Genomic DNA, 24,309 nt, shown 5'->3' with positions numbered 1-24,309 from the left:
TTACGAAGGGAAAATGACAAAAGTAATCTCTTTATAGCAAACAGATTGCTTCGTTCCTCTCGCAATGACTAATAATCAACAAAAAATGAACTACTACAGTTTACACCATAAATCGCCAAAATCAACATTTAAAAACGCAGTTGTAGAAGGCTTAGCAAAAGATAGAGGAATTTATTTTCCTGATAATATTCAACAGCTTTCAAAAGATTTTATCGAAAACATTTCTGATTATTCGAATCATGAAATTGCTTATGAAGTAATTAAACAGTTTGTAGGAGATGAAATTCCTGCTGAAAAATTAAAAGACATTGTTGCAAAAACGGTTTCTTTCGATTTTCCCTTGGTAAAAGTGGATGATAATATTGCTTCTTTAGAATTGTTTCATGGTCCAACCATGGCTTTTAAAGACGTTGGCGCAAAATTTATGGCACAATGTTTAGAGTATTTTAATAAAGATAATGACGATGAAGTTACTGTTTTAGTAGCAACTTCTGGAGATACTGGTGGTGCAGTTGCAAACGGATTTTTAGGCGCAAAAGGCGTAAACGTTGTTATTTTATATCCTTCAGGAAAAGTAAGTGACATTCAAGAAAAACAATTAACAACTCTTGGTCAGAATATTACTGCTTTAGAAGTTGATGGAGTTTTTGATGATTGTCAAGAAATGGTAAAAACTGCTTTTTTAGATGAAGAAATTACAAAAACATTAACCTCAGCAAATTCTATAAACGTTGCACGTTGGTTACCACAAATGTTTTACTTTTTCTTTGCTTATAAAGAATTACACAAAAAACACAAAGATTTAATCTTTTCTGTACCAAGCGGAAACTTCGGAAACATCTGTGCAGGAATTATGGCTCAAAAATTAGGTTTACCTATCAAACACTTTGTAGCTTCTACAAACGTAAATGATACCGTACCTAATTATTTAGTAGACGGAATTTACAAACCAAAACCATCTAAAGCAACCATCTCTAACGCTATGGACGTTGGTAACCCAAGTAACTTTATCAGAATACAAGAATTATTCAATAATGATTTAGAAGCTCTTAAAAGTGCTTTTTCTTCGTATAGTTTTTCTGATGATGAAACGCGTGCTACTATGAAAGAAATTTATTCAAACTCTGGTTATGTTGCAGATCCTCATGGAGCCGTTGGTTATTTAGGATTAAAAAAACATGGATTAAAAGAAAACGAATTTGGTGTTTTCTTAGAAACAGCTCATCCAGTAAAGTTTTTAGATGTTGTAGAAGAAACCTTACCCGTTAAAGTAGAAATACCAGCACAAATTAAAAAAGTAATCAACAATACTAAAGTTGCTATAAAAGCTTCTAGCTATGAAGATTTAAAGGCTTATTTGATGAAATAATCAAATAAGTTCCTTTTATAAAAATAAAAACTCCTAACAATTTAAATTGTTAGGAGTTTTTATTTTAAATACGTTCTAAATCCTTTTAAGTAATTTTAGTACACAACGCTAGATTTCTTATTTAATATTGCCTTTTTATTTGTTTTTGTCATATATTTTCCGAAACAGTAACAATATAGTTAACATGATTACAAAAAATAATATAATTCCAAAATTCCCAGAAACTTCACTTTTAGGAGTTATTAAGCTTATCATCATTAAATTTATAATTTAATTAATTTTGTTACTAAAACACCTACTCACTTTCAAAATAAAGGTAGCATTTAATAAAATCTTTTTTAACACTACCTTTTTCACTAGATACAACATTTAGTTTTCATCTATTTCAATCAATTCTTTTTACTGGTACTGTCGCATTTATTGGTTTAATTTCAACCCTTCTATTTAATTGTCTACCTCCAGCATTCTCGTTAGAGAATTTAGGTCTAGATTCACCATAACCTTTAGGTTCTAATCTTTCGTTAGCAATACCTTGTTTGATCATGTATTTTCTTACACTTTCTGCTCTTCTTTGAGATAAATATAAGTTGTATCTATCACTATTTCTATCATCTGTATGACCTTCAATAACAAATCTTACATCTGGTACTTGTTTCATTAGTCCTACGATTTCATCAATAGTACTATAAGACACTAACTTAATTACATCTTTATTGGTATCAAAGTAAATACTAGTAGCTAACAATCCAATTTGTTGTGTAATGTTAACAGGAGCTACTGCTTCTTGTTTAGGACAACCTCTGTTTTCTACTGGACCTGGAGTATTAGGACATAAATCTTTTGCATCCATTACACCGTCTCCGTCTGTATCTATATTTAAAGGACAACCTTCATTTGATAGTGGTCCATATTCTAAAGGACATTTATCTTTGTAATCTGGTAAACCATCTCCGTCTGTATCTACAGCCTGACCGTTACCATATACCATTGCACCTTTTGGAGTGTTTGGCTCTACATCTAATTCATCCATTACACCATCGTTATCTGTGTCAACAATTTTAAATTGTGCTCCAGGAGCTTCTTCAGCAGCCCATATAATGTATTCTTTTTTCTTTCCTAATTTAAAAACAACTCCTAAACTAGTCACAAAAAAGCTTTCCCAAGTTTGTTTATCAGAAACAGCTGCGTCTAAATGATCTTCATTATTAAAGTACATACCTGTTCTAAATTCTAGATCTAATCTTCTACTTATTTTTCTTTTTACCCCTAGTTGTGCAGATAAAAAGATAGAACTTGCTTCATTTACACTATTTCTATCACGGTTGTAACCAAAGTCAACTAAAAGTTCATCTGGAGTTGCTCCTGTTGGATCCGTTTTATAAAGAGCAGAATCATATTGATGATATCCAACTCCAAAATATCCAGCAGCATGCCATTTAGTAGACTCTCTTTTAAACATATTTGTAAAACTTACGATTAAATTTAACTCAGCACCGTAAGATCTACCTTCAAAGCGAAAATCAGCATCACTAATAACATTATTTGGTACATATCTAAGAGAATATCCGTTTGAGAATGATTGTACTCCTCCAGACATTTTAGTATATGTAGCTTTAAGCTCTAAACCTAAGATTGGGTTGAACATTTTATCTACATAAATATAACCACCGAAATTCCAATAATTAGAATCATCAGCAACGCTTATAGAACGTAGATCTCCATGCATGATAAAATTACTAAACCCACCACCAATTGCCCAGGTGTTATTGTCTTTAATAATGTCCTTACCTTTTACTTCGGTACTGTCTGTGTTTATGATGTTTTTTTCGGTAGATTGACCGAAGGATTGTGTAATAATAAAAGCACTAAATAGAATATATAAAAAACTTCTCATCAATGTTGTTTTATATCAGTTAAAAATTAACTTTGTTATTATTTTGAATTGTAAAAACAACCTTACGCTTTACTTTAGAAAACAGCAGTACTACAAATACATTTTTACATTCATTACACGCATATCTTTTAGTAAGAATAGGTATTCCTTTATAAAAATAACCTTTGTGTAAACGATTAATTTTTTTTGAATTACAAATAGGGCAATTTTTTGAATGGTACTTACTGGATTTTGCCCTAATAAGTAGTATTCCATAAATAACAGCTATACTTAGTAATATAATTACCCCTGAATCAATAGGAAGTCCTGGAGGTGGTGGTGGTCCCATTGGTGGTGGTACTTGTAAAAAAATCATATATTCTTCTTTTTTTAAAAAGGCTAAATAGAAAAGAGTTTAGTTCTATGGGGATTGAACTAAAAATTACAATTAAAAGGAGAAACTTACTTAAAACCTCTCTAATTAATCTTTTCTATTATAGCCTTATTTCTATTCGTTTTTTGTATTTTTAGAAAAACTATCTCTACTTTTTTATTCTACTACAACTTTCTTATTTATGATACCATTATCCGTGTTTATTTTTACGATGTAAATACCTGTTGGAATTTGCTTTTCAATCTCTAATTGGTAAGACGTTTTCTGTTCATTAATATTCCAAAAGCTTACTTTTTTACCTAGAATATCAAACAATTCTACTTTGTGAAGGTTTAAGTCTAGATTTTTAGAAATTACAATACTATGGTTCTTATTATCCGAATAAATATGAAGACCATTGGACCAAACATTTCCTTCTAAACCAAGCACACCAATCTCTCTAAAAGCAAGTACGAAACGATCTGAATAAATACCTTTTTCTATGGCTACAGTAACTTTTCCATCTGTAATATTATAAGAGGTATTGGTTAATTTATCTATTATATAAACATTTTTATTAATTGCATTCCATTCATCTATACCAAACGTTACTTCTCCGTTTTTAGACATTAGCAATTCTAAAGGCACTTCTAAATCATCAGAAATACTTTCTACACCAGCAATTACATATTTACTATCATCACCTGGAAACTTCCAATAAAGATCCGTAGTTCCGATATCAAAAATTCCGGTATCATATCCTTTATCAAACTCAAATGAATTGTTATTTTTAAAAGAAATACCTAATTGTCTATGCAGTCCTAAATTATCATCATTAACATAATCCATTCCTAATTTAATAATAGGTAACGTATTTTGATAAGTTGTTGTTTTGGCACTAGATTCCTTGTTTTCACTTTTAAAGAAATGAGAATTTGTACCTTCTTGTATATACTCTCTTTGGCTATTGTTAAATTTAATATTATCTACACCTATAGAGGCCGCATCATCTCCTTCTATAAAGAATCCTTGGCCGATAGCAATAAAAGCTTCTGGCGCTGTATAAGAACCACTCCCTAAACTCGGAGCACCATCGTTAGGGTCATCAGCGTTTATCGATACATTATTAGCCGCAGTTCCCATAGATAGGTTTCTTACTCCATAACCTCCAATATAACCACCATAATAATGACCTCTAATATCGTTATCCCCTAAAACACTTTGTTCATGCTCCCAGAAATATAAACTACCAGTACTTGTGTCTAAATTATCTTCTATAAACTTTTTAACACTTATAGCAGATGCATACGGATTTCCTAACAAATAAGATTCTCCTGTACCAATAGTAGTTTTTAAAGTACCGTCTTTTGGCGTACCTACAAACGTATAGTTTTGCCCATTTGTACTCTGATTTAAACTCCCTGGTCCTTTAAAGATAAATCCATCTGTTTGTTTGATATCCCCAGATTTATACATGTGGTTCCAATTCGATCTTCCATCTGAAGATGCTGTGTAATTATAAATCCAGTAATCTGCAATTTCTATAGGAGATTTTGTATAATCTCCATCATAACCAGCTACAAAAGTAATGTCTGTAATCGCAGAAGTAGCACTTAATGGTGTTGTTCCGTCTTTTAAAACATCTTCTATAGAGTAGGTTGTAACTCCGATAGTATTTACAGGAGAACTTAAATAGTTATATCTGTATCTACTTGGTATTGTAGAGTTTTGGTCTACCAACAATTTACCATCACCTGTTACTTGAGACGCAGTTGTATGCGTTTGTATTAACTGAGCTAGGTTAGTATCATCAGAACTAATTAATCTAATTTCATCATTAGCCGTTGCTATTACTATGTTATTAGTAACTACTAATAAATTATCCGTAACACTAAGTGTACTTCCGTTTCTTACCTCTAACTTTCTTGCACTTAATTTATTTAAGACATTATCATTGTGATTATAATCTTCTGAAACCTTTACATTTCTAGATCTATCAGGATATCCATTAGACCAAACACTTGTACCTGACTTAGTAATTCTATCAGTTAATTTAATTCTATGTAAGCCTAATCTAATATTTGCTTCTGTATTTGCATTTTTAATCTCAGAAATTAAAGGTGCATGTGCATGACGTTCATTATTTGGGTCTGTATCGGATGGATTAGAATAGGATTCAATTGCATCATCTATAAAAATCACCCATTCATCAGCTTCATAGTCTTTATTAGGCATTAAGGTTTCATCTATTCTTACATAAGAGGCATTGTCTGAAAAAGATGCAATAACATCATATCTATTAGCGTACGAGGTAGCGTCTTCTGTTGTTGACAACGTAATCATATCATCTCCTCTAGAGAAATCAGTTAAGTTATTATCCTCTACAGATGTTGCATCTGATGCTATTTCTGTACTATTAATAATAGAATTATTAGAATTTTTAAATAAAACCGATTTACCTGCTTCCAATATGATACCAACTGTATAAGTAGCATCTGGAACAACACCCGTTTGATCTCCTGTTAAATTCTTATAAAATTGCACTTTAATAGAATTTGCAGAAATGTCGTAATCGCCAATATTGGTAATCTCAATCCATCTTTCTGCTCCAAATTGATATACTTGTGTAATCATTGGAGTTCCATTAAGTTCTGTATCCCTATAATCTACATCTCCAATAGTAAGTACATCTTCATCTTTATCTGTAAAATTATCTGTTTGTGTATTGTCATATTCTCCATTTACATCACTATACCCTTGATCTGTATCACCGGTTTCTGCTTCATCTACCAATCCGTTACTGTCTACATCACCTGTAACAACTCCATCACCATCATTCGCCAATCCACTACCAGATTCAATAACATCAAAAACGTCATCATTATCTGAATCTAAATCTAAATAATCTGCTGTATCATCGCCATCTGTATCTACCGGTACAATAAGAACTCCGGTAACCCCAGAACAGTTTGATCCGGTACAATCTGGATCGTAAGCATCATCTAAACCATCGTTATCAGTATCTTTTCCTGAAGGAGCCACATAACCTGTTGTAGTTTGTGCTTCTATATTGTCTGGTATACCATCGTTATCAGAATCTAAGTCTAAGTAATCTGAAATACCATCACCATCTGTGCTAGTTGGTACAATAGTACCTGTACCTGCTGAAGTTGGAATACCGTTTGAACCTGTATTATCTGCATTATCATTATCATCATCCGCTCTTCCGTCATTGTTGGCATCTGTTCCTCCTGCTTCTGTTACATCTGGAATACCATCATTATCTGAATCTAAGTCTAAACGGTTAGGAATACCGTCTAAATCGGTATCACATCCAATTGAAGCTAAAACAATATTATCAACGCCAACATCATTTCCACCTTTACCCTCAGGTTGGGAATTTATAAGTACTATACTAACACTTGTTGTAGTTGCAGTAAAATCAAGAGTGACACGTCTCCATATGTCATCGTTAGCTACACCAATATCTTCAGAGCTAGTAGTTGCTAAAACAGTACCACCAGCATCTTGGATTTGCAAAGTAAACTCAGGAACATCTTTACATCCATTACACAACCCTGCTAAATCTACTCTAAATCTATAATCGGCACCTACTTGAGTTGTTAACCCGTCTATTCTATAAAATTCAAAAATATAATCACTTGGACCGTTATAATTAGAATTTCCCTTCCCATCCATATTAATAGCTAAGTACCTTCCATTAGTTGAACCACCAGCAGGACCATTTAGTCCATCAAAATTTGCATCTATATGTCCAATTAAATCTGTTCTATTATAATGTTGATTCAAACCTGGAGTATTTGATGATACTACTGCATAATACCCATCTCCAATTGAACCTGATGATTTATAAACATGATTTGAAACATTAGAATCACTTGTTCTCGTATTACCTGTACCAAAATCTTCAGAATATATCACGTCTACATCTACTTTACTTTCAGTAGCACATCCATCTTCATCTATGTCTAAAACACCGTCATTATCATCATCTAAATCACAAATATCATTTATTCCGTCACCATCAGTGTCTACTCCAGCCGGATCATTACAAGGGCCTACAGTTTCTTTAATACCAAAATCTAGCGAACCAGAACTTAAACTAGGTACAAATAAACTTCCATTAGCAACACCATCACTACTTGCATCTGGACCAAAACCTTCATTTCTGTATCCCCAACCGCTTGGTAAAGCAATTGCAGGAGCCGTACTACCTATTGTTCCTTGGTTTGTACTTAATTGAAACGTATAATCTACTAAAGCATCACCTAGAGTTATTGTGTACGTAGCATCACTTTCTACAGTAGCAACACCAATTACATTATTAGTTTCATCAACTACATTTAGATATAACTGTGTGGTAACAGGCGCCCCCACACCCGTACCATCTACAGTATCATTATCACTCGTGTCATTAAAAATAGTACCAGAATACGTGACACCTCCATCTGCATCTGGACAATTCATTGCATTTATTGTTGGAGCTACCCCTCCAAAAGTAACACTAGAATCTATTGATCCATTAAAATTTTGAAACATATTGCTTTGATCGGTACTTGCACCTTCAACTGGATCCGTAAAATTTAAATTCGGCCCAATTGTACTATTCCCAAGGTTTCCTTGATTATTATTTTCCCATTCAAAATACCCTTGAAGACTAGAATCTGAAGGCCCTACAAGACTTCCAAAAGAAGTAAAATTTCCTGAACTAGTTAGCAAAACCTCTCCTTGGTTATAAAATATACCACCATTACCTAAATTAACACTTCCTGTAATATTAAAAGTACCGTAGTTGCTAACTTTAGATTTTCCACCTCCATAATCAATTTGACCAGTAGTAAAGGTTCCTGTATTTATTACCTCTCCTCCATCATTTAAATTAAATTTCCCATTATATATTCCACAATTAATATATATAGATTCACTATTTGAATTATAATTACCCGTTATAGTAAGATTTCCAGAATTTACAAATTGTGCAGTTCCATTACCTATATTAAAATTATTAGCAACGGTTATATTTCCATTATTCTCAATGGTAATTACTGCACTAGAATTATTAAATTGTAATGTTGCTGGGTTAAAGGTACCATTATTGGTTATATTCATTACACCACCATTTAAGGTTAATGTATTGGTGGTCATGGTTCCTCCATTGGCAATGGTAATATCCATATTACCTGCCCAAGTTGGGTTTTGCTGAACATTTAATGTACCTTCTACGTATATTGTAAAAGTACCTGAACCAGATGCAGAATAATTATTAGCCCCTAAATTTAATGTAGCACCTGCAGCGACACATATAGAACCACCACCTTCAAATGTAATATCTGAAGAAATTGTTCTAGTACCTGTAGTAAAACACCTAGCTTCATTTGCTATAAAATTAGGGTTATTACTATTAGTATTAGCGGCATCACAACTACTACATTGTGCATAGGCTCCTTGTGAAAAGGTAAAAGCTATTAAAAACGTAAAAAAAAGTATTGCGTAATTATTTTTCATAAAACTTATTCTTTAATTCAATAGTAAAATTTAGATCACAAAATGAAATTGCGATTTTTCTGTTCTTGTGTTTTTATTCTGATTTCCACTCCAAACAACCCCTATAGCATTTTAAAATGAAACAACACTTCGTTTGCTTGCATAAATACCATGGGGCTGAAGGGGTAATAAATTTTTGTTTTTAATTACTTCTAAAAAAAACTTTCCGCAAAAGTATAGCACCATATGCTTGTTACAAACCTACAGAATAGCTGTTTTCCGTAAAACGGACACCATACAAACAATTAATAAACAAGTAATTACCTATTTGTAGTTAGAAATTAACTACAGCACTATTAATCGCTATTTTATTTATAAAAAAATGAAGACTTGAATCTTTTCTAAGATTAAAAAGACAAATTAAATAACGTAGCAATAACTAAATAGCTAACCATTATTTAAAAGAAAAAATAGCACAATAAATGACGATTAAGAATTCTAAAAACCAAAGCAAACCAGAAAAATTGCTTCTATCTAAAATTAGCATAAAAACAACTTGTGTAACTAGATTAATTGAAACACTTTTTTAAGATGAAATAGTATCATCTTTAAGATTATGAATAAATTCTGAAGGACTGACACCAAGAACACTTTTAAAACTTGCAGAGAACTTACTATGAGAAGAAAAACCACACTCTTCCGCTAAATAACTAATTTTATAATTCAAGTACTCTTTATCCGTTATTAGTTTTTCTTTAATGTAATATATTCTCAACCTAATAATATAATTATTGTAATCTGTGTTTTTGTTATTCTTAAGAAACCTTCTAAAATATTTAGAATTGATATTTAACAAGCCCAACAATTTAGGTAAAGACATATTCTTATCTAAAAACAGATCAGATTCTTCAAACTCTTTTAATTTGGTTTCAAGGTAATCCTCTGTCTTTTGAGAAATTGTAAAATCTGATGATTTATTACTAACTTCAACAGAATCCTCTTCTTTAGTAATACTTCTTTTTCTTCTGATAAAATAAAATCCGAAAGCAGAAAGTAACACCATAAGTATTATAACGTAGATTTTATTGTTAGATGATTTTTTATCTGAACGCTCATTTAACGAATTATAAGCACTATTTATCATCAATCTTTTTTCTGCTGTATTTTTAGCTAACTGAGTGTTATATTTAGAATTATAAATAGTAAAACTATCAATTTCTTTAATTTGATAATAATACTCAGACACACTTCTAAATACACGCTGTTTTAAAGAACCATGATTACTATCTTTAGAAATAGAAAGAGATCTCTTTAAATAAACACCAGCACTATCTAAATTCTTAGATTCTAAAAAAGCATTACCTAAACTTTGATAAATTAAAGACGCCCATATCGTATTGCCTGCTCCGGCATCATTTATAAAAAAGTTGGCCTTAGAAAAATGAGATATAGCCTGATCAACGTCACCTAAAAACAAATAAGAACGCCCTAACATTTCTTCTGCATTAGCCATTACAAAACATTTTGTCTGTGCATTCTCTTCTTTTTCAAACGTAAGCATTGCCAACTGTAAGTATTCTATCGTTTTTTTATAATCCTTTTCCTCTAACGCAAATTCCGCGAGCTCTTGATTACACATAGCAATATAATTGACCACTTGTTTTTTATCAGAAAAAAGGCGACTAACTTTTATCCCTTCATTTAAAAAACTTTTCCCCTTATCTAAAAAACCAATCATCCGATACTGCGTAGCTAAAAAACCATAATTTCTAGCTAATAGGACATATTCTTTTGCTTCTTTCGCTATTTCTAAAACTTCCAACGCCTTAACAATTGCTTCTCCTCTTTTTTCTTGTTTTGCTAAAATATCAGCAACAAGCATTAATGATTTAATTTTTTGATATTTGTTGACAGAATATAGAGAAAGGGAATCTGCTAAGTGAATTGCTTTAACAGGATTTGCGGAAGAAATATTTACAGCAATATGGTAATAGATAGAGTCAAATTTTTTAGATTGATTCTCTGTTTGAGAAAAAACAGAAGTTGAAAGCAAAAAAGGAAAAAAAAATAATAGGTTAATTTTTTTTTTAAAAATCATTCTTTAAATCAAGGTTAAATTGGTGCACAAAAAAATTTCATTTTCTGTACTTTTATTCTTTATTATCAATCTAGTTAAATAGTTTTATACATCCTAAAATTTTTAAAATATAATAATTATAAATTTCTAGATAGTTATCGTTCAAAAACAACATTAACGATATTTAAGAACCTAAACAATACATGTTTTTTTAATTAAATATTTAGGGGAAGAAAAAGGTATTAATATTTAATTACTATTTGAAAAAGAACTTTTCACAAAAGTATAATAGGATCTTTCTATTAAAAAGCTATCCACTGTCTGTTTTCCGTAAAACAGACAGTGTGCAAACACCCTATAAACAAGCAACTATAAGTTATCCACTAAAAAAACAATTACAACACAATCAAAAAAGAGTTTGTTACGTAAAAAAAACAACTTTACACCTTTTAAGAATTAATGAATTTAAACTGTTTTAACGCTCTAATTTTAGGGTAAAAAAAGACTATAAAAATTAGAAAAGAATAAGCAATATATATAACTAAAATACATAAAGGAATAAGCTTGCACCAAGATTAAATGAAGTACCTTTTTTAAGATGAAACCTCATCTTCTTTAAGCTTATTAATGAATTTTGAAGGACTGATACCAAGAACGCTTTTAAAACTTGCAGAAAATTTACTGTGAGAAGAAAAACCACACTCTTCAGCTAAATAACTAATTTTATAATTTAAGTACTCTTTATCTGTTTTTAATTTCTCTTTAATATACTGTATTCTTAACTCATTAATATAATTAGTATAATCTGTATTTTTTTTATCCTTAAGATACCTTCTAAAATATTTAGAATTGATATTTAACAAGCCTAATAATTTAGGTAAAGACATATTCTTATCTAAAAACTCATCCGACTCCTCAAATTCTTTTAATTTGGCTTCAAGGTAATTCTCTGTCTTTCGAGAAATGGTGAAATCTGATGATTTACTACCAACATCAACAGGATCCTTCTGTCTAGTAGTACTTGTTTTTTTTCTGATAAAGTAAAAACCAAAAGCAGAAAACAATACTATAAACACTACTACATACATTATTGTACCGTTAGATTTTTTTTTACCTGGGCGCTCTTGTAGTGAATTGTAAGCACTATTTATCATCAATCTTTTTTCTGCTGTATTTTTAGCTAACTGAGTATTATATTTAGTATTATACAACGTAAAACTATCTATTTCTTTAATTTGAGAGTAATACTCAGACACACTTTTAAATACACGTTGTTTTAAAGAACCATGATTACTATTTTTTGAAATAGAAAGCGACCTCTTTAAATAAACACCAGCACTATCTAAATTCTTAGATTCTAAAAATGCATTTCCTAAACTTTGATATATTAAAGAGGCCCATATGGTATTACCTGCTCCCGCTTCATTTATAAAAAAATTGGACTTAGAAAAATGAGATATAGCCTTATCAACATCACCTAAAAACAAATAAGAACGTCCTAACATTTCTTCTGCATTAGCCAATACAAAACATCTAGTCTGTGCATCTTCTTCTTTTTCAAACGTAAGCATTGCTAACTGTAGGTATTCTATCGTTTTTTTATAATCTTTTTCTTCTAATGCAAACTCAGCTAATTCTTGATTGCACATAGCAATATAACTGACTACTTGTTTTTTATCAGAAAAAAGGCTACTAACTTTTATTCCTTCATTCAAAAAACTTTTCCCTTTATCTAAAAAGCCAATCATTCTATATTGTGTAGCCAAAAAACCATAATTTCTAGCGAGTAAAACATATTCTTTTGCATCTTTCGCTATCTCTAAAACCTCCAACGCCTTAATAATCGCTTCTCCTCTTTTTTCTTGTTTTGCTAAAATATCTGCAATAAGCATTAGCGATTTAATTTTTTGCTGTTTATTGGCAGAATATAAAGAAAGGGAATCTGCTAGGTGAATTGCTTTAACAGGATTTGCAGAAGAAATATTTACAGCAACCTGATAAAAGATAGAGTCAAATTTTTTAGACTGATTCTCTATTTGAGAAAAAACAGAAAAAGGAATTAAGAATAGAAGTAAAAAACGCATTTATACTGAAAATTTTTAATTTTAGTTTCTCTAAAAATGACTACAAGCAAGTAATAAAACTAATCAATAGGATACATTTTTCATTTTAAAGTATAAAGGTAAAATAATTATTTAATTTGAAACACAAAACATCTTAAAACAAAGGGTAAAAACAAAAAAAGGATAACATTAATTTGCTATCCTTTTTTGTTTCTAAATTTCTTATTTCTTGGAATTTACCATCCAATTTATACCAAATTCATCTGTACACCTTCCATAAAAACCCCATTCCTTTTCTCCGAATCCGGTATGCGTAATTCCATTTTTAGATAAATCATTAAAAACTGACTCAGCCTCATGTTTGTCATTAAAATCAACACTCATATGAACCTGATTCCCTGAATTTATTGGCGTATCGGGAGCAGCATCATAAGCCATAAAACCCACACCCTTACCTTTTAACTCTGCATGCTGTAACTTTTTTCTATACGAAGAAGGAACATCTATTTTTTTATCTTCGTAAGTTGTCTTGTTTTCTATTTTTGCGTTAAATAATTCTCCATAAAAATTTAATGCTTCTTGACAATTTCCATTAAATGCTAAATATGATTGTACTTTCATTTTTATATATTTTTAAAGATTAATATTCTATTTCAATACAAAAATAAAATTTATGTAGAATCCCTTTTAACTTAGATGATATTTATATTAACGCTATCTGTTTAATAAACTTGAAACTAAAAGACTAAAAAAAGAGACACAAATATCAAAAGAACAACAACATTTAATACTTCGTCTACTCACAAACTATAAAAGAAATTTAAATAGTAACTTTGGATGTAATACATCATCTTTTGACAAACCGTGATTACATCTGCTAGAAAAGGTAGTATTCCCGTATTGGAAGAAAATAAATTTGATAACATAAAATTACAAATGAATAGCTACAACGTAAAATTAATAAAAGATACAGAAATAAATATTTCAGCAGATGGCAATAATCCAATTTGGAAAAAAGCAGATTCTTTAACCAATTTTACATCTCCTTGGAATGACAAACCTGTAAAGAAAATAGAATTGAGAGCCCTTCATACTTCAGAAAAAATATTCTTCCAATTTAAAGTAGAAGATCATCAGACACACATACATCCTTCTGGTGATAAAAATAAAAGCATAAATGATTCTGATAGAGTAGAATTATTTTTTAGAAGTAATACTTCTTTAGCCCCATATTACTGTTTAGAAATAGATACTACAGGTAGAATTATGGATTTTAAAGCTCGTCCAAATAGAGAATTCGATTTTAATTGGAATTGGCCCACACAAGAAATAGCAGTTAAAACGTCAGTAAACAAAAATAACTTTATTGTAGAAATTGAAATTTCACTTCAATCTTTAAAAGATCTAAACTTGTTAAAAAATGGAGCTATAGAAACAGGAATTTATAGAGCAAAATACAACCAACAAGAAGACAATACATTTAAACCTACTTGGATTACTTGGATAAACCCAAACACAGAAACTCCTGATTTTCATACACCAACCTCATTTGGCGTATTATTGCTTGATAAGTAATCTTACAAAACCGACACAATTACCAACACAAAAAAAAAGCTAAAAATAAAAAACCCTTTTAATCAAATGATTAAAAGGGTTTGCAGTTGGCCTACAAGGACTCGAACCTTGAATGTCGGTACCAAAAACCGGTGTGTTACCAATTACACCATAGGCCAATACTGTAATGCGGGTGCAAATTTAAACCTTTATTTAGAATCTGCAAACATTTTTTTATTTTTTTTTACATTTAACAAACATTTAAGATGAAATTATCAGTTATAATACCAATCCCAAACTAATTTAATTCATATTTATTAGTAAATTCGCCACACATTATTAAAACGACTATGACATCAGCAAACTTTAAAAAATGGGACATCATCTTAGGATGGGCAACATTTGTAATTGCTTTAATTACATACTACCTTACACTAGAACCAACTGTGAGTGCCTGGGATTGTGGAGAGTACATTTCTACATCCGTTAAATTAGAAGTTGGACATCCACCGGGAGCGCCTTTATTTCAAATGTTAGGTGCATTTTTTGCAATGTTTACTACAGATATTACACATATTGCTAAAATGGTAAACTTTATGTCTGCATTAGCAAGTGCATTCACCATTTTATTTATGTTTTGGACTATATCTAATTTAGCTCTAAAACTTGCTTTAAAAAATGGTGAAGGTTCAGAAGGTAAATACATAGCAATTTTAGGAAGTTCTGTAGTAGGAGCTTTAGCATACACTTTTTCAGATAGTTTTTGGTTTAGTGCCGTAGAAGGAGAAGTATACGCAATGTCATCTTTTTTAATGGCTTTATTATTCTGGTTAGGTTTAAAGTGGGAAAGCGAACTACACACAGCTAGAGGAAACAAATGGTTAATTTTAATCAGTTTTGTGGTAGGATTATCATTTGGAGTACATATTCTTTCTTTGTTGGTTATTCCGGCTATTGTAATGTTATATTTCTTTAAGATGTACAAAAACATCAACATAAAAACAACTGCTATTGCAACCGTAATTTCTGTTTTAGCGTTAATGTTTGTCTTTAAATTCTTATTTCCGTTTACATTAAAATTCTTTAGTGCTTCAGAGTTATTTTTTATCAATTCTATAGGAATGCCTTATAATTCTGGAAGTATTATTGCTGCAATTATTTTAATTGTATTATTTTACTTAGGATTAAACTACACTCGTAAGAAAAATAAAATTCACACAAACACCTTAATCCTTTCTGTATTATTTATTATGATTGGGTTCTCTTCTTGGATGATGTTACCAATTAGAGCAAACGCAAACACCACAATTAACGAAAATAATCCTTCTAGTGCACGTGAATTATTAGCGTATTATGATCGTGAACAATATGGTGATGCTAATGTTTTTTATGACACGTATTACTCAAATTCTTACGACAGAGAGCAAGACGCCAAGAATCCTTACAAAGATGATAAGCCAAAATATGAAAAATTAAATGGTAAATACGAGATTGTAAATAACTACGAAGGAGTTGTACCAAACTGGTCTGACAAGCACAAAGGTTTTATACCAAGAATGGTAAACCCTGCTTCAGAAAAAATGTACAAATCTATTGCTGGCATTCCGCAAAACAGTAAACGTAGACCTACTTTTGCAGAGAATGTAAAGTTTATGATGAGCTATCAGTTTGGCTACATGTACGGACGTTATTTTATGTGGAATTTTGTTGGAAGGCAAAATGATATACAAGGAAACTTAGATATTTTTAACGGAAATTGGATTAGTGGAATTAATGCATTAGACGAAATGAGATTAGGTTCACAAAAGGATCTACCTTCTCAAACCTTAGAAAACAAAGGAAGAAACAAATACTACTTTTTACCGTTAATTTTAGGTATTATTGGTTTATTATATCAAATTAAATGGGATAAAGAAAACTTCTTTACACTCTTCTTATTCTTTGCGTTTACAGGATTTGCTATTATATTTTACACAAACCCTAAACCATTTGAACCTAGAGAAAGAGACTATGCCGTTGTAGGAAGTTTCTACATTTTTGCCATTTGGATTGGCTTTGGTGTACTTGCACTCTATGAATACTTAAAGAATTTTGGTAATAAAAAAACAATTGCCATTGCAGTTTCTTTGGTTTCTCTATTAGCAGTACCAACTTTAATGGCTTCTCAAAACTGGGATGATCATGATCGTTCTAACAGATACACAACACACTTAAACGCGAAGGCATATTTACAAAGTTGTGACGAAAACGCCATTATGTTTACCATTGGAGACAATGATACATTTCCACTTTGGTACATGCAAGAGGTAGAAGACTTTAGAACAGATGTAAAACTTGTAAACACTTCACTTTTTGCTACAGATTGGTACATAGACCAAATGAAAAGAGCTACCTATAAGGCTGCTCCTATTCCGTCTCAATTAGAACACGATCAATACAAATACGGAACTTTAGATGTTGCTTATTCTATGGATCACCCGCGTTTTAAAGACTCTGTAATGACTATTAAAAACTTTATGCGTTGGATTGCTTCAGATAGTGATGCAACTTATGTAGAAACAGAAAATGGGCAGAAAGAAAAGTTTTATCCGACTAATAAAATTAGACTTCCTGTTAATAAAGAAGCGGTCTTAAAAAGCGGAATTGTAGCACAAAAAGATGCTGATAAAATTTTACCATACATAGACATTACTATTGATGATAGAGCTTTGTTTAAGAACAGAATTTTAATGTTAGATATTCTTGCCAATAACAATTGGGAAAGACCAATTTACTTTACAGGTGGCGCAAATGCTGCAGAAGAGTACCTTTGGCTAAAAGACTACCTACAGTTAGATGGTTTGGCTTACAAGTTAGTACCTATTAAAACCCCTATGGCCAACAAGAGCTTGTTTGATATGGGTAGAATAGACACCGAAAAAATGTACACCAATGTTCAGAAATGGGATTGGAGAAATATTAACGATGGTAAAATTTATTTAGACGAACAAACCAAAAGAAATTCAATTTCTATGCGTAATAGCTTATTGCGTTTATCTGAAGCTTTCGCAAAAGAAGGAGACACAGCAAAAGCATTAGAAATTTTAGATTTATCATTAGATAAAATGCCTATTAAAGACTTTGACCATTATAGTTTATCTATGGGATACCCAGAAGCTTATTACAATCTAAAAGACAGTAAAAAAGCTAGAGAAACTGCTAGAACATTGATTGATTTATTTAAAGAAAAATTAATTTGGCTAAGTACTTTCTCTATGGAAGATACTGAATTGGTTTTTGACGACATAGACACGACGCTTTACATGTACAGAAACATTATTACACAAGTAGAACAAGGCGAAGTAGATAAAGAATATTTAGAAGCATTACAAAATGAATTTATAAGTATTGTAAAACTATTTGATCATCTAATGCCAGATGAAGAATAACACCTTTTAAATGAAAAGTTATTTCCCCAGAACGCCACGTTTTATGATGAGATTTTTCTCTACATATACGTGGCGTTTTCTTTCTGATAAAAAAGAGATTTTTCTCACTTTTGATGATGGACCTACGCCAGAAATCACCGAGTTTGTTTTAACTGAATTAAGAAAACACCAAGCAAAAGCCACCTTTTTTTGCATTGGGAAAAACATACAAAATCACCCAGAAATATTCAGTAAACTTATTTCTGATGGTCATAGCATTGGCAACCATACCCAAAACCATTTAAAGGGCTGGAAAAGTGAAACCAACACCTATGTAAAAAATGCTTTAGAGTGCGAGCAAACAATTAAACAATTTAACACTTCAACAATTACTCAGAGACTCTTTAGGCCTCCTTACGGAAAAATAAAAAAGAACCAAGCAAAACATCTAATTGAAAAAGGTTACAAAATTATTATGTGGAGTGTTTTATCTGCAGATTTTGACACCAAAATTTCTAATGAAAAGTGTTTAGAAAACGTTTTAAAAAATACTGAACCAGGAAGTATTATCGTTTTTCATGATAGCGTAAAAGCTGCTGAAAGAATGAAATATGCGCTACCTAAAGTATTAAAACATTTTTCTGATAAAGGATTTGTATTTAAGTCAATATAAAAGTTACGGAGTATCATTTCTAAATATTTTTTTGCACGTTGACAAACCTTATAGCACCCTTCTTTTGTATTTCACACACGCCTCATCTGGTATAAGTTTTATAAAAAATAGTCTTATAATTAAAAAAGGCATAACTTTTGTAATTCAAAAAAATGATTCTAAAAGCAAACATCATGAAAAATGCATTCTATATAATAATTTTATTGATGATTGTTAGTTGTGGTCATAAAACAAACAAAAAAAATCACTCTATAATTGGAATGGAATCTGCTTCTCGAAACTTTAAAGACATATCTCTACTTAAAGCGTATGTAAAAGTTACTGATACCACTATTTATGAAAATAAAAGAGAAGACAAATATGGAATTCTACATCTAAAAAACGAATTGACACATTTAGTGATTTTTAAAGGCATTACTACCGACTCCGTTAAAAACGTTTCTTATAAAATTTTAGATACTTTAAGTATTTCTAATTTAAAAAATGCTGAATCTATAACCATAGGTTACTGCAATCTAAATACGGATAACAGTACAAATATTATTGCAATCGTTGATAAAACAGATCGTTTAAAAATTAAGAATATTAAAAAAGTTTGGATAGCAAATACAACTTCTCAAAAAATAGAAATTGAAACAGATTTTAGCAGAATTAATTGCTTCAATGAGTTTTTTACAGAGCAATAGATATTTAAATTCTACAACCAAGTTTTAGCCCTGATTGAAACGGCATCCTTTTTGTTTTTTTTTAAAACAAAAAGATATAGTGGAAAGCAGGAAATAGCTTCTAAAAATTAAAGATACTTAAGCACCAAACCAATTAAAGTATTTGCATCTTGAGCACCTGTTTGGCGCCATTTCATTTCGCCATTTTTATAAATCATAAAAGTAGGATTTCCTTTAACTAACAACGCTTCTGCAAGCGCTTCATTTTTAGCGATGTCAATCTTAATTACTTTAGCTTTATCACCTAAAACGGCAGCAACATCTCTTAAAGTATGTACGGTATTATCTACCTCGCTCCAATCTTTATAAAAGTCAATTAGAACAGGCTTTTCAGCACTTATTAAATCACCAAATTTTGCCATAATATAGATTTTTTAAGGGGGAAAAAACGTATAAATAATCACTTGTAACTTAACAAATATATAGAAAAGTAATTAAATGGTCTGAGGATCAGCCTTTTTTCAATTCTATCACTGTAATTTCTGGCCAAATACCTACTCTACCCGGAAATGCATGATACCCAAAACCTCGGTTTACGTTGATAAACCTACCTGCTTCTTCATACAAACCTGCCCATTGTTTGTAAACATATTTTGAAGGACTCCATTTTAACCAACCCGGAATTTCGATACCCATTTGTAAACCATGTGTATGCCCACTTAACGTAAGTTGATAGTTAAAAGGATCTTGTTTTACTTTGATTTCCCAATGGCTTGGATCGTGACTCATTAATATTTTAAAATCTTCTTGTTTTATGTTTGCCGATGCCCTTGCAAGGTCTCCCGCTTGGTTGAATCCTTTTCCCCAATTTTCTACGCCTAATAATGCAATTTTTTGTCCGTCTTTTTCTAAATAACGGTGCTCGTCTAGTAATAAATCGAACCCTATTTTCTGGTGAATATCTTTTACTTTTTGAAAATTATCTATTTTGTCTTGCGGATTATCCCAATCCATATAATCGCCATAATCATGATTACCAAGAATGGAATATTTACCGTCTTTTGCTTCTAACTTATCAAAAACATCCATCCAGTTGTCCATTTCATCTGCTTTATTATTCACAATGTCTCCTGTAAATAACATTATGTCCGATTTTTGCTGATTTATCAAATCGACACCATATTTAATTTTTTCTTTGTTGGTAAAACTCCCAGAATGAATGTCTGAGATTTGAGTGATTGTAAAACCATCAAAAGCATCTGGTAAATCTTTAAAGCTTAGTTGGTATTTTAAAACTTTGTAATTGTATTTTCCTTGAATAATTCCGTAAATAAAAGCTGCAAAAGGAATTGCTGCCAACCCTAAAGCAATCTGCGAAATAAACTTTCTTCTACCTACAAGTTGTTTTGTTTCTCCGCTTGAAATTGCAGAAAATAATTTTAAAACCCAACGATATGCATCTTCTCCAAAAAGCAAGATGATAATAACCAATTTAGGAATAGAAATTGTTAGCAACAAACCCACGGCCATTTGAAACTGTGGCGTTTGCCCTACGCTTCTAGAGTATGTTAAGAAAGTGATGAAAAAATTAATGTATACCGCGATACTTATCAATAGAAAAGAATAACGAACTATTTTACTTTTAGAGACTGTTTTAAACGCTTGAAACGTATAAATTTCTACAAGCGTGATAACAATAGTTAATATGATTAAAGGAAAAACCCAACGTGGCATAAATAAATTTTAAAATGTTGGCAAAGGTAGGTTTTTAAGTTTCGATTGGATTTTAACGTCTTGTTAAAGTTTTGTACCTTTCTCGCATCTCAAAAAACACTATTTTTGAGGTCAAATTTTCATCAATTTAAACCACAAAACCAATATAATGTCAGATCAGAAAAGAGTTTTTTTAGTGGATGCTTTTGCATTAATTTTTAGAGGATATTATGCATTTATAAAAAACCCTAGAATTAATAGTAAAGGTTTAGATACGTCTGCAATAATGGGTTTTATGAACTCTCTTTTAGATGTTATTAAACGTGAAAGACCAGATCATTTAGCGGTTTGTTTTGATAAAGGCGGTAGTGTAGACAGAGTAGAAATGTTTGAAGCTTATAAAGCCAACCGAGACGAAACTCCGGAAGCTATTAAGTTAGCGGTACCTTACATACAAGAAATCTTAAAAGCCATGCACATTCCTATTATGGTAAAAGAAGGTTTTGAGGCTGATGATGTTATTGGAACACTTTCTAAACAAGCAGAAAAAGAAGGTTACAAAACGTATATGGTAACGCCAGATAAGGATTTTGCGCAACTAGTTTCTGAAAATATTTTTATGTACAAACCTCGTTTTGGTGGTGGTTATGATATTTGGGGAGTTGACGAAGTGAAAGAAAAATTTGGTGTAGAAAATCCAGAACAAGTCATCGATTTCTTAGGAATGATGGGAGATTCTGCAGATAATATCCCAGGTTTACCTGGAGTTGGAGAAAAAACCGCAAAGAAATTTTTAGCTGCTTACGGTTCTATGGAAAATCTTTTAGCAAATACGCACGAGCTAAAAGGAAAAATGAAAGAGAAAATAGAAGCAAACGGAGAATTAGGCTTGCTTTCTAAACAATTGGCAACAATAATGTTGGATGTTCCGGTAACTTTTGATGCCAAAGACTTTGAATTAGATCAGCCAGATAAAGACAAGGTAACAGAACTGTTTAACGAGTTAGAATTTAGAAATCTATTAACCAATTTTTTACGAACTTTTGCTGTTGAAAATGCTGAAAAAGCAAATTCTGCCGAAAATTCTATAGATGTCCCTTCGAGCGCAGTTGAGAAGTCATCAACTAAAAAAGCAGCTCCAGTTCCTGAAGGTCAGTTTGATTTATTTGCAGCACCAGGAAGCGGAAGTGTTTCTGAAGAAGAAATTGCATCTGGTTTTAAATCGATAAAAGATACGAGTCATTTTTACCAACATATAGATTCGCCTTTTGCTAGAAAATTATTACTTAAAAAATTAATGGAACAAACTTCGGTTTGTTTTGATACAGAAACTACGGGTTTAAGAGCTTTGGAAGTGGAATTAATTGGTATTGCTTTTTCTTACGAAGTAGGTAAAGGATATTATGTTTCTTTCCCAGAAAATCAAGAGGAAACAAAAGCCATTTTAGAAGAATTTCGTCCGTTTTTCACATCCGATGCAATCGAAAAAATAGGTCATAATTTAAAGTATGATATAAAAGTGTTATCGAATTATGAAATGCCTGTAAAAGGGAAGTTATTTGATACCATGATTGCGCATTATTTAATCAATCCAGATATGCGCCACAATATGGATATGTTGGCAGAAACATATTTGAATTATCAGCCGGTTTCTATTGTAGATTTGATTGGTAAAAAAGGGAAAAATCAGCTTTCTATGCGTGTTGTGCCGGTTGCAGATCAAACAGAATATGCGGTAGAAGATGCAGACATTACGTTTCAATTAAAACAACTTTTTACTGGTGAATTAGAAAGCGGAAATGTTAGCACTCTTTTTAATACTATTGAATTGCCTTTAGTTTCGGTTTTAACAGCCATGGAAATTGAAGGAATTAACATCGATATTGATTTCTTAAAAGAATTATCTGTTGCCTTAACGGATGACATTAACAGACTTGAAAAAAATATTTACGAACAAGCAGGTGAAGAATTTAATATTGCTTCACCAAAACAATTAGGGATTGTGTTGTTCGAGAAAATGGAGTTGGTTAAAAAACCTAAAAAGACAAAAACAGGTCAGTATAAAACAGGCGAAGATATTTTATCATTCTTAGCAAAAGACCATAAAATTATTAGAGATATTCAAGAATATCGTCAGTATAAAAAATTACAAAGTACCTATGTAGATGCATTGCCAAATGAAGTGAATCCGAAAACAGGAAGAATTCATACAGAATACATGCAAGCGGTTGCTGCTACAGGAAGATTGAGTTCTAACAACCCGAATTTACAGAACATTCCTATTAGAACCGAAAGAGGAAAAGAAGTTAGAAAATCGTTTATTCCAAGAGATGAAAACTATGTATTATTAGCGGCGGATTATTCTCAAATAGAATTAAGAATTATTGCAGCTTTAAGTGAAGAAGAAAATATGATGGAAGCTTTTAAAAATGGTGAAGATATTCATGCTTCTACCGCTGCAAAAGTTTTTAACGTTCCCTTAGATGAAGTGACAAGAGAACAAAGAAGTAACGCTAAAACAGTCAATTTCGGAATTGTCTATGGAGTTTCTGCTTTCGGATTAAGTAATCAAACTGACTTATCTAGAAGTGAAGCAAAAGAATTAATTGACACGTATTATGAAACGTATCCAAAGTTAAAAGCATACATGTCTGCACAAGTAGATTTTGCCAGAGAACATGGATATGTAGAAACCATCTTAAACAGACGTAGATACTTAAAAGATATTAATTCTAGAAATGCCATGGTTAGATCTGGTGCAGAAAGAAATGCTGTAAATGCTCCAATACAAGGTTCTGCTGCAGACATTATAAAACTAGCCATGATTAACATTCATAATCGATTTGAAAAAGAAGGTTTTAAATCAAAAATGCTTTTACAAGTACATGATGAATTGGTTTTTGACGCGCATAAAGACGAGTTAGAAATTATTAGACCTATTATAAAGTACGAAATGGAAAACGCTTTTAAAATGAGTGTTCCTTTAGATGTTGAAATGGGAATTGGAGAAAACTGGTTACAGGCACATTAAAAATTA

The 24,309-nt window shown here is 31.2% G+C and carries 14 protein-coding genes and 1 tRNA gene; 6 read left to right on the top strand and 9 right to left on the bottom strand.

Annotated features, from left to right (window positions below):
* Positions 1-85: 85 nt before the first annotated feature.
* Positions 86-1,369 carry a threonine synthase gene (thrC, locus tag H0I29_RS08280; protein ID WP_218732338.1) on the top strand — a complete coding sequence of 428 codons (1,284 nt, stop codon included), beginning with the start codon at positions 86-88 and terminating at the stop codon, positions 1,367-1,369.
* A gap of 385 nt (positions 1,370-1,754) precedes the next feature.
* On the opposite strand, the gene H0I29_RS08275 is transcribed toward thrC, so the two are convergent.
* The 6 genes from H0I29_RS08275 to H0I29_RS08250 all read right to left on the bottom strand — a co-directional run bounded on the left by H0I29_RS08275 (position 1,755) and on the right by H0I29_RS08250 (position 13,881).
* Entirely contained in the window at positions 1,755-3,263 is a 1,509-nt protein-coding gene (locus tag H0I29_RS08275; RefSeq protein ID WP_218755062.1) for an OmpA family protein, read from the bottom strand.
* 19 nt (positions 3,264-3,282) lie between these two features.
* Positions 3,283-3,618 (bottom strand): hypothetical protein, encoded by a 336-nt coding sequence (locus H0I29_RS08270; RefSeq protein ID WP_218755061.1) that lies wholly within the window; start codon positions 3,616-3,618, stop codon positions 3,283-3,285.
* Between the two features lie 174 nt (positions 3,619-3,792).
* Positions 3,793-9,141 carry a T9SS type A sorting domain-containing protein gene (locus tag H0I29_RS08265; RefSeq protein WP_218755060.1) on the bottom strand — a complete coding sequence of 1,783 codons (5,349 nt, stop codon included), beginning with the start codon at positions 9,139-9,141 and terminating at the stop codon, positions 3,793-3,795.
* 565 nt (positions 9,142-9,706) lie between these two features.
* Positions 9,707-11,218: a helix-turn-helix domain-containing protein gene (locus H0I29_RS08260; protein WP_218755059.1), complete on the bottom strand. Its 1,512-nt coding sequence runs from the start codon at positions 11,216-11,218 to the stop codon at positions 9,707-9,709.
* A 572-nt stretch (positions 11,219-11,790) separates the two neighbouring features.
* Positions 11,791-13,281: a helix-turn-helix domain-containing protein gene (locus H0I29_RS08255; RefSeq protein ID WP_218755058.1), complete on the bottom strand. Its 1,491-nt coding sequence runs from the start codon at positions 13,279-13,281 to the stop codon at positions 11,791-11,793.
* A gap of 201 nt (positions 13,282-13,482) precedes the next feature.
* A complete protein-coding gene (locus H0I29_RS08250; RefSeq protein ID WP_218755057.1) occupies positions 13,483-13,881 on the bottom strand; it encodes a VOC family protein in 399 nt (132 codons plus the stop codon).
* A 315-nt stretch (positions 13,882-14,196) separates the two neighbouring features.
* Between H0I29_RS08250 and H0I29_RS08245 the strand changes: the two genes are divergently transcribed.
* Entirely contained in the window at positions 14,197-14,835 is a 639-nt protein-coding gene (locus tag H0I29_RS08245; RefSeq protein WP_218755056.1) for a carbohydrate-binding family 9-like protein, read from the top strand.
* Between the two features lie 86 nt (positions 14,836-14,921).
* On the opposite strand, the gene H0I29_RS08240 is transcribed toward H0I29_RS08245, so the two are convergent.
* Positions 14,922-14,993 (bottom strand) — tRNA-Gln (locus tag H0I29_RS08240).
* A gap of 171 nt (positions 14,994-15,164) precedes the next feature.
* On the opposite strand from H0I29_RS08240, the gene H0I29_RS08235 reads away from it, so the two are divergent.
* From H0I29_RS08235 to H0I29_RS08225, 3 genes are all read left to right on the top strand, one after another.
* Complete coding sequence (locus H0I29_RS08235; protein ID WP_218755055.1) at positions 15,165-18,242, top strand: DUF2723 domain-containing protein; 3,078 nt, start codon at positions 15,165-15,167, stop codon at positions 18,240-18,242.
* A gap of 43 nt (positions 18,243-18,285) precedes the next feature.
* Positions 18,286-18,894, top strand: coding sequence for a polysaccharide deacetylase family protein (locus tag H0I29_RS08230; RefSeq protein WP_368384622.1), 609 nt, complete (start codon positions 18,286-18,288; stop codon positions 18,892-18,894).
* 173 nt (positions 18,895-19,067) lie between these two features.
* Positions 19,068-19,580 carry a hypothetical protein gene (locus tag H0I29_RS08225; protein ID WP_218755053.1) on the top strand — a complete coding sequence of 171 codons (513 nt, stop codon included), beginning with the start codon at positions 19,068-19,070 and terminating at the stop codon, positions 19,578-19,580.
* A gap of 107 nt (positions 19,581-19,687) precedes the next feature.
* On the opposite strand, the gene H0I29_RS08220 is transcribed toward H0I29_RS08225, so the two are convergent.
* Together H0I29_RS08220 and H0I29_RS08215 are read right to left on the bottom strand one after the other, a co-directional pair.
* Entirely contained in the window at positions 19,688-19,981 is a 294-nt protein-coding gene (locus tag H0I29_RS08220) for a co-chaperone YbbN (RefSeq protein ID WP_218732329.1), read from the bottom strand.
* Positions 19,982-20,069: 88 nt separating this feature from the next.
* On the bottom strand, positions 20,070-21,293 hold the full coding sequence (locus tag H0I29_RS08215; RefSeq protein ID WP_218755052.1) for a metallophosphoesterase: 1,224 nt from the start codon (positions 21,291-21,293) through the stop codon (positions 20,070-20,072).
* A gap of 148 nt (positions 21,294-21,441) precedes the next feature.
* Here H0I29_RS08215 and polA point away from each other — a divergent pair, with 148 nt between their 5' ends.
* Positions 21,442-24,303 carry a DNA polymerase I gene (gene polA / locus H0I29_RS08210; RefSeq protein WP_218755051.1) on the top strand — a complete coding sequence of 954 codons (2,862 nt, stop codon included), beginning with the start codon at positions 21,442-21,444 and terminating at the stop codon, positions 24,301-24,303.
* Positions 24,304-24,309: the final 6 nt, after the last annotated feature.

This window comes from Polaribacter sp. R2A056_3_33, assembly GCF_019278485.1.
Classification (GTDB): Bacteria; Bacteroidota; Bacteroidia; order Flavobacteriales; family Flavobacteriaceae; genus Polaribacter.
This window is presented reverse-complemented; position numbering and strand designations above follow the sequence as displayed.

Excerpts from the sequence above, each read along its gene's own strand:
- polA (WP_218755051.1), top strand. The coding sequence starts at position 21,442 with ATGTCAGATCAGAAAAGAGTTTTTTTAGTGGATGCTTTTGCATTAATT.
- H0I29_RS08250 (WP_218755057.1), bottom strand. The coding sequence starts at position 13,881 with ATGAAAGTACAATCATATTTAGCATTTAATGGAAATTGTCAAGAAGCA.
- H0I29_RS08255 (WP_218755058.1), bottom strand. The coding sequence starts at position 13,281 with ATGCGTTTTTTACTTCTATTCTTAATTCCTTTTTCTGTTTTTTCTCAA.
- H0I29_RS08220 (WP_218732329.1), bottom strand. The coding sequence starts at position 19,981 with ATGGCAAAATTTGGTGATTTAATAAGTGCTGAAAAGCCTGTTCTAATT.
- H0I29_RS08230 (WP_368384622.1), top strand. The coding sequence starts at position 18,286 with ATGATGAGATTTTTCTCTACATATACGTGGCGTTTTCTTTCTGATAAA.
- H0I29_RS08260 (WP_218755059.1), bottom strand. The coding sequence starts at position 11,218 with ATGATTTTTAAAAAAAAAATTAACCTATTATTTTTTTTTCCTTTTTTG.
- H0I29_RS08275 (WP_218755062.1), bottom strand. The coding sequence starts at position 3,263 with ATGAGAAGTTTTTTATATATTCTATTTAGTGCTTTTATTATTACACAA.
- H0I29_RS08215 (WP_218755052.1), bottom strand. The coding sequence starts at position 21,293 with ATGCCACGTTGGGTTTTTCCTTTAATCATATTAACTATTGTTATCACG.
- H0I29_RS08265 (WP_218755060.1), bottom strand. The coding sequence starts at position 9,141 with ATGAAAAATAATTACGCAATACTTTTTTTTACGTTTTTAATAGCTTTT.
- H0I29_RS08270 (WP_218755061.1), bottom strand. The coding sequence starts at position 3,618 with ATGATTTTTTTACAAGTACCACCACCAATGGGACCACCACCACCTCCA.
- thrC (WP_218732338.1), top strand. The coding sequence starts at position 86 with ATGAACTACTACAGTTTACACCATAAATCGCCAAAATCAACATTTAAA.
- H0I29_RS08245 (WP_218755056.1), top strand. The coding sequence starts at position 14,197 with ATGAATAGCTACAACGTAAAATTAATAAAAGATACAGAAATAAATATT.
- H0I29_RS08235 (WP_218755055.1), top strand. The coding sequence starts at position 15,165 with ATGACATCAGCAAACTTTAAAAAATGGGACATCATCTTAGGATGGGCA.
- H0I29_RS08225 (WP_218755053.1), top strand. The coding sequence starts at position 19,068 with ATGAAAAATGCATTCTATATAATAATTTTATTGATGATTGTTAGTTGT.